Genomic DNA, 11,882 nt, shown 5'->3' with positions numbered 1-11,882 from the left:
CTGCCTATGTCATCGCATGGTCATGCTGGAGACGAGCGCATCAAGCTAACTCTCGACGCGCTCACTTGAAATCAAAATCGCAACTGTAATGCTAGTAGCAACATCGGCCATGCTGTCATCTGCCGTATTAAGTCCGTTGCGCGACGCGAGCATGGGACTTTCATCATTTAGTTCAGCAAAGGTGGTACCGTGAATGATAGGAACTAGCTTGCCTCCATGGAGCAACACTGAGGGCTCCTCATCGGCGATGCTGTGGCCGTGAATTCGTTTCAGAAAGTTGGGCGTCACCAACACGAGCCCGACCCGCGATTTTGCCAGTCCCCTATCTGCTGATTTCCACTGAGAGCTGACCATTTTTCCATTCCGCGCTGAACCGTGTAACTGCATTTATGTTGTTGACGGAAAACATCTTCTCACCGTTTCATGGCACTTGTCGGCGTTATGATTATCGTCAACCCGCAAGCTACGGGCAGTTATTTCGCAGGCTACGCATTCGCAGCGACGATGCCGCTATCCTATGCGCCAATGATGGTCATCATCCGCAAGAACAGGCATGTTCCATGCTCCCGGCCGCGTGTCTCTCGGCCTTTCTCTGCGCGCTTGTGGTGCTCCCATTCGCTCAGCCCATGCAGGTGACGGCCCCGGTCATGTTGGACCTCTTGCTGTTCGGAACCGTTCAGTTCGGTCTCGGCCTGCTATCGATGACGGTCGGAACCCGGCTGATCTATGCGACGCGTTCAGCTCTGATCGGCAGCATGGAAAACCCGCTAGCGCCGGTCTGGGTATGGCTGGCCTTCGGGGAACTTCCTGCCTGGGCCACTTGGGTTGGAGGCAGTCTGGTTCTGGCAGCGGTCATCTTTGATATTCTGGCGAAATCGAAGCGGCAGCAAAGGTTGGTGAGGGTATTTGATCGCGGCTAGCTAGTTGCTCACTTAACATATAACTCCCGCGATCTTTGTCCGAGATGATGCACTGAATGAACAGATTTCTCTGTCAAAAAACGGCCTAACCCCCTTGTTTTGTCTTGCCGATGCTCACGGTTCGGTGCAAGCACGATTGGTGAAAATCGAGGCGATGGCCATTTGAGCAATTTCCGGTCCGACAACGAGGGTGCCGTGCATCGCGTGCCAATGCGCAAGCGCGGCGTTGAGCGTTTCGAGGTTCTCCTCGATGCGACCGAAGCTTTGATTGCAGATCGCACCAACGATGACGTTAGCCTCGCGCAGATCGCTGAAAAGGCGGGTGTGCCGCTGGCATCGGTCTATCATTTCTTTCCGAACCGGAATGCGGCCTTCGTTGCGCTTGCCGAGCGGTTTCACAACGCCTTGCGCACGATGGCTCAGGAGCCGCTGCAGCCTCCAATTTCGGGGTGGCAGGAGGTGGTGGCGTCTCGTCAAAGGATCGGCGCGAATTATCTGAATGCCCATCCGGCGGCATTGCGATTGTTCATGGGGGCAGGGGTGAGCGTCGACGTACGCAACACCGACCTTAATGGAAACGCCGATCTGGCGCGAGGCCGTGTAAAATTCCTCGATCACTATTTCGAAATGCCTAAGATCAAGGATCTCGAAAAGCGGATCGCCATCTCGATCGCACTGATGGATGGCATATGGGCGCTGTCCTACAGCGTATACGGGCGCATCACCGATGAGTATGTCGAAGAATCGACGCGGGCTTCGGTGACCTATCTCCGCAGTTTTCTTCCCGAGTTCATAGAATTCCGACCTGGCGCTTTTGCCCGAGATAACAATCGTTTTTAAGCTGTCTGTCCGCTCGCTTTGGCCGGCGAATTCGTCAAGACAGAGGTAATCTAGTTCTGGAGTCTTGCTGCGATCAGGGGATTTAGTCGAATTTTATGTCACTATCCAATCGCCGCTATTCCCTATCTTGGCAATATCATACAGCCTAAATTCTCGTACTGGTGCGTATATATGCAAGAAAGCACGATTTTTGCCGACCATCTATGCTTTCTGTCCCATTTTTAGGCAATAAGAATTTTTGGTTATTCAATCAGCAAATACCGCTTGATAATCGAATTTTATATGAATAGCATCAAGTCATTCGATGGCAAGCCGCTCTCGATGGCGTGGCAATCCGACAGCTTCGCGGCGTCGGGACGAGACAGTTTCGCCTGCCGACTTGAAAAAGGAAGATCAGGATCATGGCCGGAAACTCACGGAATAAAGAACTTCAGGATCGCGCACGGGCGGTCATCCCGAACGGCATGTATGGTCATGAATCGGTGGCCCTGCTGCCCGAGGACTATCCGCAGTTCTTCTCGCGTGCCGAAGGCACCCGCCTCTGGGATGCCGACGGCAACGAATATATCGATTACATGTGTGCTTACGGTCCCAATCTGCTCGGATACCGCAACAAGGCGGTGGACGCGGCTGCCAACACGCAGGCCGCTCTTGGCGACACGATGACCGGGCCTTCCGAAACCATGGTAGTGCTCGCTGAGACCTTCGTGTCAATGATCAATCATGCCGCTTGGTCGATGTTCTGCAAGAATGGCAGCGATGCGACCTCCATGGCGATGGTCGTTGCCCGCGCCTATCGCGGTCGTCGTAAAATCCTCGTTGCCCGCGGCGCCTATCATGGCGCAGCGCCTTGGAACACGCCGAACCTATCCGGCATCCTTCCGGAAGATCGGGCCCATGTCATCCATTTCGACTACAACGACCTCGACAGCCTGAAAGCTGCGATACTGAGCGCTGATGGCGATGTCGCGGGCGTTTTTGCCACGCCTTTTCGTCATGAGGTGTTCGAGGACCAGGAACTGCCCTCGGCGGAATATGCCAAAGGCGTGCGTAAGCTCTGCGATGAGGCCGACGCCCTGCTGATTGTTGATGAAGTCCGAGCCGGTTTCCGTCTAGCGCGCGATTGCGGCTGGTCGCTTGTCGGGGTAGATCCGGATCTCAGCGCCTGGGGCAAAGTGATCGCGAACGGCCACCCGATCTCGGCTCTGCTCGGCTCGGAAAAGGCGAGGGCCGCTGCCGGTAGGATCTTCGTCACCGGCTCGTTCTGGTTTTCCGCCGTGCCAATGGCAGCGGCGATCGCGACGCTCGACGAGATCAAGAACACCAATTATCTAGAGCGGATTGTCTTCAATGCGCAGTTGCTGCGCGATGGGCTCGCCAGCCAGGCGCTGTCGCATGGTTTCGTCCTGCGCCAGACCGGCCCGGCGCAGATGCCGCAGATCCTCTTCGACGAGGATCCCGATATGCGCAAGGGCTATTTTTGGACGGCAGCGGCCGTGCGCCGCGGCGTCTATCTGCATCCCTATCACAACATGTTCGTCAATTCGGCGCTGACGACGGCGGACGTCGAAAAGACGCTTGCCGCCACCGACGAGGCATTCGGCGAACTGAAGAAATGCCTGCCGACATTGCGACCGCAAACAAAGACCGCCGTTCTGGCACGGCTCGCAAACAAGGCAGCATGAAAAACGAGACCGGGAATTCACAAAATCAGGCTCGCAGAAGCCGAGGGGAAGTGTATGACAACTCTATCGTTATCCAGGATGCTTTCTTCACGCGCGGCAGGAGGTGTGGCAGCCGCTCTGACGGCGGCTCAGATGCTGACGACCGCTCACGCGCCGGCAGCTGCAGCAGATGCCACTACGCTCGTCATCGCCCGGTCGATGGATGTCAACGCGCTCGATCCGGCCCGCGCCTTCTGCGACACCTGCCAGATCGTGCTCAGCGCGCTTTACGACACCGTCGTTGGCCTTGGTCCGGACAATAAGTCGATCGTGCCCAAGCTGGCGACGAAATGGGAGGTCAATGCCAACCAGACTGAGTTCATCTTCCACCTCAATCCCGCGGCAAAGTTTGCGGACGGATCGCCGGTGGAGTCGAAGGACGTGAAATGGACCTGGGAGCGGCTGAAGAATCTCAAGGGCAACCCCTCCTTCTTCATGGATGGGATCGATGCGATCACGACGCCCGATGCGGCGACCATCGATGTCAAGCTCACGGCGCCCAACTCGGAATTCCTAAACAAGCTGACGGGCACTTATACCGGCATCATCAACAGCGATGTCGCAATCGCCGCCGGAGCGACGGCGGACGCCGGCGCAGATAAATCCGACAAGTCGGAAAACTGGTTCCTCGCCAATTCGGCGGGTAGCGGTCCCTTTGTGCTGACCTCCTATAAACCGGAGGACGAAGTGCGCATGGCCCGCAACGACGCCTACTGGGACGGCAAGCCGGCATTTACGCAGGTGGTGATGCGTCAGGCCAAGGATTCTGTCGCCCAGTCGCAGATGCTGGAGTCAGGCGATGCCGATATCGCCATGCAGGTCGATTTCGATACGGCGAAGTCGATGAACTCGCCCGAGATTACCGTCAAGAGCGTCCCGTCCTACAACTATCTCTATATCGGCCTCGGCGCCGGCGCGAAATCCAACGCTGTGCCGCTGACATTTGATGTGCGAGAGGCAATCTCGCTGGCGATCGATTATGACGGCATGATCGACTTCACGGTTGGCGGCGAGGGCAAGAAGCAGCCGTCGCCGATCCCCAACGGGTTCCCCGGCACCGATGGCCTGGCTGAGCCGAAGATGGATCTCGACAAGGCCAAAGCGCTGCTGGCGAAGGCGGGCCTTGCCGATGGTTTCAAGATGGAAGCCGTCTATCCGAACGACAACGTCTATGGAGTCGACATCAACCTGATGATGCAGAAGGTCCAGCAGGATCTGGCTGCGGTCAATATCTCGCTCGATCTGAAGCCGGTCACCTATCCCGTCTGGCGCGACCAACTGAACGGTGACGGCATTCCGATGACCGCAGTCTATTATGCGCCCGATTATTACGGCACCGGCCAATATGCGAGCTATTTCGCCATGATGCCGGGCACCTCTTGGTCCAAGCGCGCCGGTGCTGCGGCTCAGCCCTCGATCATCAATCCGAAGGAGACCTCACTGCTCGAAAAGGCGCTCGCGGCATCCCAAACAGATCAGATTGGCCTGTTCCACGAACTTGCCAAGGAAATCACCAAGGACAAGATCATCATTCCGATGGTCAGCCCGAATCTCGTGCTCGCCTATCGCAGCGATATCCAGGGTGTTCGTTATAGCGCCTGCTGCAATCTGCCGATCTCGGAACTGAGCAGGAAGTAGGCGATGCTTCGCTTCATCCTTCGCCGTATCATTGCCACGCCCCTGTTGTTGCTGGGCGTGGCGACCGTGGCTTTCTTCATGTCGCAATTCACCAAGGGCGACCCGCTTTCGGCCATCGTTCCCGAACGGCAGATGAACGATCCGCCAATTGTTGCGGCCGCAAAGACGAAGTGGGGTTTGGACAAGTCCTTGCCCGAGCGCTACTTGGTCTATGTCGGCAATCTCGTTCACGGCGATCTCGGAGTTTCCTTCACCACCCATCGTAATGTCGCCGAGGATATTGGCGATCGCCTGCCGGCGACGCTAGAACTGGTGATTGCTGCGATGATTATTGGCACCTTATTCGGCATTGCCATCGGCGTTCTGTCCGCCCATTACCGAAATCGCCCTGCCGATCATATCTCGCGGGTGATCGCGCTGCTTGGCTCCTCCCTGCCTGTCTTCTGGTCAGGACTCATTCTGCTCTACGTGTTTTCCGTCAAGCTCGGCTGGCTGCCCGGTCCCGGGCGGCTCGATGCGCGCAGCACACCACCGTCGGGCATCACGGGTTTCTATACGATCGACTCGCTGCTTGCGGGCAACGGGCAGCTTTTCCTTGAAAGCCTGCACCATCTCATCCTGCCGGCGGTCGTCCTTGCCTGGTCCGTCGTCGGCGTGATTGCGCGGCTGGTGCGCTCCAGCCTGCTCGACGTGCTCGGCCAGGATTACATCCGCACGGCACGCGCCAAGGGCGCCGGCGAATTGCGGGTGCTGATCCGCCATGCCCTGCGCAACGCGCTGATACCGGCGCTCACCATCATAGGCTTTTCCTTTGCCTATCTGATCACAGGCGCAGTGTTAACGGAGACGGTGTTTTCCTGGCCGGGCATCGGCTCCTATGCCGTCAGCTCGGCGAGGTCGCTCGATTTCCCGGGTATCGTCGGCGTGACGCTCGTCGGGTCACTGGCCTTCCTGTCGGCGAATCTGCTCACCGACATCGCCTATGCCCTCGTCAACCCGAAGGTGAAGCTGCAATGAGTGGAAAGGTGATGAAAATGCTCAGCGACTCTGAAGCCGTTTGCCAATCCGCCAGGCGGGACCCGGTGCCCATGGCCAGTCCTCTTTCCCTGCTCGGCGTTCAACTTTGTGCCATCGGGCGCCTTCCTCTTCCGGTCCTGATCGGCGGCGCGGTGATCCTGTTCTGGATCTTCGCTGCGCTCACCGTCAGCCATTGGGGGCTGCCGGATCCGATCAAGATCGCCGGCAAGCGGCTGCAGGAGCCGACCATCGCGCATTGGCTGGGTACGGACGCGCTCGGCCGCGACGTGCTTTCCCGCACGCTGTTCGGCGCGACCTATTCCATCCCGGTTGCACTCTTCGTCGTCGGTGCCGCTGTCGCGATCGGGGCGACGCTGGGCGCGATCGGCGGTTACATCGGCGGTGTCATCGATGGCCTCATCATGCGTCTCGTTGATGTGACGCTGTCCTTTCCGCCGATCCTTCTGGCCATGACCATTGCCGCTACGCTCGGCCCGGGCCTGTTCAATGCGGCGCTGGCAATGGTCATCGTCTGGTGGCCGATCTATGCACGGCTGATGCGCGCGCAGGTGCTGGAGGTCAAGGAGAGGGAACATGTCGAGGCCGCCATCGCCGGCGGCGCGGGGAGGGTGCGCGTACTCTGTGTTCACATTCTGCCGCTCTGTTGGACGCCGGTGTTGATCAATGCGACGATGGATTTCGGCCAGGTAGTTTTACTTGCGTCGTCACTCAGCTTCATCGGTCTTGGCGCCACGCCGCCAACGCCCGAATGGGGGGCGATGATCTCGGAGGGGTCATCGCGCTTCTATAGCTGGTGGATCGCCTTCGGTCCCGGCGTTGCGATCCTTTCCGTCGTGCTCGCGTTCAGCTTTGTTGGCGATGGCCTACGTGACCTTCTCGATCCGAAGTCTGAATAGGAGCCCGCGATGAACGTTCATGAAGATGCACCGCTCCTCGAGATCAGGGACTTGCGCGTGACCTTCAACGGGCCCGCCGGCCCTGCCGAAGCCATCTGCGGCATTGACTTGGCGCTTGACGCCGGAAAGGTGCTCGGCATCGTCGGGGAATCCGGGTCTGGCAAGAGCGTCACCATGATGGCGGTCATGCAACTACTGCCGCCATCCGCAGAAATCACCGGCAGCGTCAAGTTCAAGGGTCATGAATTGATAGGCCTGCCGCCACAGGAAATGCGCAAGCTGCGTGGCGCCCGCATCGGCATGATTTTCCAGGATCCGCTGTCCGCCTTCAATCCGGTGCTGACCATCGGCGAACAGATTTGCGAGGCATTGCGGCTGCACGATCGCACGCTGTCCAGAGGCGGCGCCCGCGACCGGGCGGTCGAATTGCTGGAAATGGTTTCGATCCCCCAGCCGGATCGCCGCGCGCGGCAGTTCCCCCATGAATTCTCCGGAGGTATGCGCCAGCGCGCGATGATCGCCATGGCGATCGCCAATAGCCCCGACCTCCTGATCGCCGACGAGCCGACGACAGCGCTCGACGTCACCGTGCAGGCACAGATCCTCGATGTCCTGCAGCGGCTGAGGGAGGATCTCGGTATAGGCCTCATGTTCATCACCCACGATCTCGGCGTGGTTGCCGGCGCGGCCGACGAGGTCGCTGTCATGTATAGCGGCCGGATCGTCGAGCGCGGTGCCGTCGACGACGTCTTTTACAGTTCGCATCATCCCTATACGCGCGGGTTGCTTGCGGCCCTTCCGAAGCTTGGCGGCTCCGATGGTCCACTGACCCCGATCGAGGGTACGCCGCCTTCGCTGCGCAACCGGCCGCCGGGATGCGCTTTCCGTCCGCGTTGCCACATCGCGATCCCACTCTGCGGCGCCGCGCAGCCGGCTTTGGCGACCATCGCCAATGTCAGCACTGCCTGTCACCTTTTCAGCCACTTCGAGGCGATGCCATGATAAGCGACAAAGGGCGAGAGCCGATCCTCGAAGTGCATGGGCTGTTCAAGGAATTTCCCGTTGGCAGCGGATTAGTCTTCAACAAGCCGACCGGGCACGTACGGGCCGTCACCGGCGTTTCCTTCTCGATCAACAAGGGCGAGACGCTTGGTCTCGTCGGCGAATCCGGCTGCGGCAAGTCGACGCTCGGGCGCTGTATCATGCGGCTGATCGAACCGACGGGTGGTGAGGTCAAGATCGCCGGGCGCGACATCGCCAGCGCGTCGCGTGAAGAGTTGCGCAATCTGCGCCGCGATCTGCAGATCGTCTTTCAGGATCCCATGGCCTCGCTCCATCCACGCATGAAAGTAAAGCGCATCCTTGGTGAATCCCTTCGGCTTTCCGGCCTTCCGCCAGCGGCCGTCCGGGATCGTGTCAGCGAGTTGATCAGCCTCGTGCAACTATCGCCCGAATTCGCCGACCGCTATCCACACGAGTTGTCCGGCGGCCAGCGCCAGCGCGTGGGCATCGCCCGGGCGGTCGCCCTGGAGCCGAAAATCATCGTTCTCGACGAGCCGGTCTCGGCACTCGACGTTTCGATCCAGGCAAGCATTCTCAACCTTCTGCAATCGCTGCAGAAGCGTCTCGACGTCGCCTATCTCTTCATAGCCCACGATCTTGCTGTCGTGAAGCACATCTCGCATCGCGTGGCTGTCATGTATCTTGGAAACATCGTTGAGATCGCCTCCGTTGAGGATCTCTACACCAGGGCGCGGCATCCCTATACCAAGGCGCTGCTTTCTGCCGTGCCGCTGCCCGATCCACGCGCAGAGCGATCGCGCGACCGGATTGTGCTGCAGGGAGATGTGCCGAGCCCGCTCAATCCGCCAAGTGGGTGCCGGTTCCGCACCCGGTGCTGGAAGGCAACCGAGACCTGCGCGAAGCTCGAACCGGCTCTGCGGCAGATGTCCGTCGGGCATTTCGCATCCTGCCATTATCCGGAGAATACCGAAATGGCGGGCCAGCCATCGCGCACGGTATCGCACTGATGCGTCGACGCGACTTCATTCTTCTCATGCTCGTCTGCCTCGTGTGGGCAATCAATGTCATCGTCGGCAAAGTCGTGCTGAGTGGCATGGGTGTTCCGCCGTTCTATTATGCGGCAATCCGCTTTCTGCTGGTCGCAGTCCTGTTGTCGAAATTGCTGCTACCCATACCGCGTCAGATCGGCCGCATCCTGCTTGCGGGCCTATTCATGGGAGCCGGGCATTTCGGTTTTCTGTTCCTCGGCTTGACATCGAGCTCGCCGTCCGCAGCGTCGATCGTCCTGCAGTTCGGCATCCCGATCACGACCATATTGTCGGTTTGTTTTCTCGGCGAGAAACTATCCTCATTTCGAGCAGTCGGCATCCTTTTGGCCCTTTGTGGCGTGATCGTCGTCATCTGGGATCCGAGCGGCTTCAGCCTCTCGCCCGGACTTTTCGCCATTCTGATCTCGACGACTTCTCTGGCATCGGGCGCGGTTCTCCTGAAGCGTATCGACGCCATCGCGCCGCTGCGCCTTCAGGCTTGGGTTGGTTTCGTGTCGTTTCTTCCTCTGTCTCTCGCCTCCGTCTTCCTTGAGCACGGACAGATGGCATCGACGCTTGCCGGCGGATGGACGATCGCCACGGCTATCGTCTTTTCCGCGATTGTCGTGACCGGTTGGGCTCACACAACCTATTTCAGCCTACTGCAGCGCTATGAAGCCAATCTCGTCGTGCCGTTGACGCTGGCCATGCCATTGATGACCATGGTGCTCGGCGTTGCCTTCACCGGGGACAAGATCGACGCCCGCATCGTTACCGGGACGATCATCGCTATCGCCGGCATCTGGATCGTCATTTCGGCAAAGCCCCGGCGACACATAGTGACTTAGTATTTAGAAGCCAAGGTTCCAACGGACCGCGATTCCGCGCGAATTGGACGGCGGAAGTCTGTTGCGACTCCTTCAAGGCCTTGACATTTAACGGCCCAGAATCGGCACTGCGAAAAACGCCGAGTTAAGAGTGGCCCCGCTCGCCGGGAGTATGATCTTGCTTGGCCAGCGAGGCAACAATCACTCAGCCTATTGTTAGACTACCAGCAGGCCCATTGCTTGATGCTCGTCAGATCAACGGCTTGCATATCGAATATGTTAGTGGACTGAGGCGCTTGTTGATCAGTTTATTCGCTCACCGCAGCGTGAGGGCCGACTTTCCTCAGAAGTCTAGCTCTGTTTGGGGAGAGGCCGCTTCGGTGACGATCGTCTTGAAGTCGGCCATTGGAGGTTCTAGTGGTAGCGTGGGAGTACCTCTGCCAATTGACCGCGATTTTCGGATATTTCTCGGCAAGCTAAGTGGCATCCAGCCTCTCGTGCCGAACTTGCCGGCAAACATCGAAGTCACGCTTCGCGAGGCAGACGGCCGCAAGCTCTTGTTCCTGCTGAATGCCGAGATGCAACAACAGAACTGACAGACATTCCCGAAGGGACCGACCTCCTGACGGGAGATCCTGTCTGTAGAACGCTAACGCTCGGACCTTACGGCTGCGCCGTTATCCGGCTGGCAGGTTGAGCGCAATGCGCTCCGTGCCAAGGACAGTTTTTGGTCGAGAGCAGTGTGGAAGCCGCGATGGGTCCATTGATCGCTGGCACTACTAAGGTAACGGATGGATTGGTTTTCCTGGATGCGCTGGAAGACGCAGACGAGCGGCTGTACGAAGTGAAAACAAACGATGGTAGTCAAGCGATCGGCCCAGACGGCTGCGCTGTCTCGATGCTTGGTTTAGGCGCCAAGGTCAGCGGCAATTGAACTGAGCAACTCTACCGCATTTCACATAAATCTTGCGCGAATACTCATTTACGCAGCCGTCCAGCGGATTGACATTGATAATTACCGGCAACCCAGCAGCAGGGAAACCCGTGTGGGTGAGGTGGGCAAAATGGGAGAGAACACAATGAAGATCGGTGTAAACACATGGGTGTGGACGTCCCCATTCGCCACGGCGGACCTTCACATTCTCGCCAAGGCGAAGGAGATGGGCTTTGACGTCATCGAGATCGCGCTCGAGGATGCTTCGATTATCGATGCTGGTCTCCTTAGAAAGATCGCAGATGACAACGGCTTGGGCGTGACTATCTGCGGCGCATTCGGAACGGGCAGGGATATTTCGAGCGATGACGAGGCCGTGCGCAGGAACGGCGCCGATTACATCCGCCAAGGTATCGATTTCGCAGCAAAGGCGGGCAGCAGGCTCTTTTCCGGGCCAATCTATTCGGCTGTTGGCAAGACTCGCCTCGTGTCGGAGAACAAGAGAAAGCAGGAATGGGCTTGGTGCGTCGATCACCTTCGTGCGCTCGGTCCGGTCGCGAGCGATGCTGGAATCACCATCGGCGTCGAACCCCTCAATCGGTTCGAGACCGACATGATCAACCTCGCTCAACAGGCAGTCGCTCTGGTGCAGGAGGTGGGCAGTCCTGTCTACAAGGTTCATCTTGATACGTTTCATGCAAATATCGAAGAGAAGAGCATTCCCGACGTGATCCGCACGCTCGGAAGCGGCATGCTGGGCCATTTTCATGCGTGCGAGAACGATCGCGGTACGCCCGGCACGGGCCACATAGACTGGATAGGCATCCGTGATGCGTTGCGCGAGATCGGTTATGACGGTGCGGTGGTGATCGAATCCTTCACTCCCGGCACGATCGAAATAGCAAAGGCAGCATCTATCTGGCGTCCGCTTGCATCTTCACAGGACGAGCTTGCGAGGCAGGGCGCGCAATTCCTGCGCAGCTTGTTTGGCTCATGATGGCTGATAGGCTGTGA

The 11,882-nt window shown here is 58.5% G+C and carries 13 protein-coding genes; 12 read left to right on the top strand and 1 reads right to left on the bottom strand.

Translation table 11 applies throughout. The annotated features are described in order from the left end of the window. Positions 1 to 45: 45 nt before the first annotated feature. Positions 46 to 354, bottom strand: coding sequence for a hypothetical protein (locus C8J33_RS23570; RefSeq protein WP_165929869.1), 309 nt, complete (start codon positions 352 to 354; stop codon positions 46 to 48). 35 nt (positions 355 to 389) lie between these two features. On the opposite strand from C8J33_RS23570, the gene C8J33_RS23565 reads away from it, so the two are divergent. The 12 genes from C8J33_RS23565 to C8J33_RS23515 all read left to right on the top strand — a co-directional run bounded on the left by C8J33_RS23565 (position 390) and on the right by C8J33_RS23515 (position 11,865). Next, positions 390 to 920: a DMT family transporter gene (locus C8J33_RS23565; protein WP_110802898.1), complete on the top strand. Its 531-nt coding sequence runs from the start codon at positions 390 to 392 to the stop codon at positions 918 to 920. Positions 921 to 1,082: 162 nt separating this feature from the next. After that, positions 1,083 to 1,760 carry a TetR/AcrR family transcriptional regulator gene (locus C8J33_RS23560; protein WP_110731184.1) on the top strand — a complete coding sequence of 226 codons (678 nt, stop codon included), beginning with the start codon at positions 1,083 to 1,085 and terminating at the stop codon, positions 1,758 to 1,760. A gap of 401 nt (positions 1,761 to 2,161) precedes the next feature. After that, entirely contained in the window at positions 2,162 to 3,445 is a 1,284-nt protein-coding gene (locus C8J33_RS23555; RefSeq protein ID WP_110731185.1) for an aminotransferase class III-fold pyridoxal phosphate-dependent enzyme, read from the top strand. A gap of 78 nt (positions 3,446 to 3,523) precedes the next feature. Continuing rightward, positions 3,524 to 5,122 carry an ABC transporter substrate-binding protein gene (locus tag C8J33_RS27370; protein ID WP_422038979.1) on the top strand — a complete coding sequence of 533 codons (1,599 nt, stop codon included), beginning with the start codon at positions 3,524 to 3,526 and terminating at the stop codon, positions 5,120 to 5,122. Between the two features lie 3 nt (positions 5,123 to 5,125). Beyond that, on the top strand, positions 5,126 to 6,139 hold the full coding sequence (locus C8J33_RS27365) for an ABC transporter permease (RefSeq protein ID WP_207904058.1): 1,014 nt from the start codon (positions 5,126 to 5,128) through the stop codon (positions 6,137 to 6,139). A gap of 71 nt (positions 6,140 to 6,210) precedes the next feature. Continuing rightward, on the top strand, positions 6,211 to 7,056 hold the full coding sequence (locus C8J33_RS23545; RefSeq protein ID WP_110731201.1) for an ABC transporter permease: 846 nt from the start codon (positions 6,211 to 6,213) through the stop codon (positions 7,054 to 7,056). 9 nt (positions 7,057 to 7,065) lie between these two features. After that, positions 7,066 to 8,058 carry an ABC transporter ATP-binding protein gene (locus tag C8J33_RS23540; RefSeq protein WP_110731188.1) on the top strand — a complete coding sequence of 331 codons (993 nt, stop codon included), beginning with the start codon at positions 7,066 to 7,068 and terminating at the stop codon, positions 8,056 to 8,058. Beyond that, positions 8,058 to 9,086, top strand: coding sequence for an ABC transporter ATP-binding protein (locus C8J33_RS23535; RefSeq protein WP_422038982.1), 1,029 nt, complete (start codon positions 8,058 to 8,060; stop codon positions 9,084 to 9,086). Before C8J33_RS23540 ends, C8J33_RS23535 begins: the two co-directional genes overlap by 1 nt. Further along, positions 9,086 to 9,955, top strand: a complete 870-nt coding sequence (locus C8J33_RS23530; protein WP_110731190.1) for a DMT family transporter — start codon at positions 9,086 to 9,088, stop codon at positions 9,953 to 9,955. The genes C8J33_RS23535 and C8J33_RS23530 overlap by 1 nt, the downstream gene beginning before the upstream one ends. Positions 9,956 to 10,116: 161 nt before the next feature. Then, positions 10,117 to 10,530 carry a hypothetical protein gene (locus C8J33_RS23525; protein WP_132665544.1) on the top strand — a complete coding sequence of 138 codons (414 nt, stop codon included), beginning with the start codon at positions 10,117 to 10,119 and terminating at the stop codon, positions 10,528 to 10,530. A gap of 158 nt (positions 10,531 to 10,688) precedes the next feature. Next, positions 10,689 to 10,868, top strand: coding sequence for a hypothetical protein (locus C8J33_RS23520; protein ID WP_110802896.1), 180 nt, complete (start codon positions 10,689 to 10,691; stop codon positions 10,866 to 10,868). A 145-nt stretch (positions 10,869 to 11,013) separates the two neighbouring features. After that, complete coding sequence (locus C8J33_RS23515) at positions 11,014 to 11,865, top strand: sugar phosphate isomerase/epimerase family protein (RefSeq protein ID WP_110731193.1); 852 nt, start codon at positions 11,014 to 11,016, stop codon at positions 11,863 to 11,865. Positions 11,866 to 11,882: the final 17 nt, after the last annotated feature.

This window comes from Rhizobium sp. PP-CC-3G-465 (genome assembly GCF_004343445.1).
Taxonomy (GTDB): domain Bacteria; phylum Pseudomonadota; class Alphaproteobacteria; order Rhizobiales; family Rhizobiaceae; genus Ferranicluibacter; species Ferranicluibacter rubi.
This window is presented reverse-complemented; position numbering and strand designations above follow the sequence as displayed.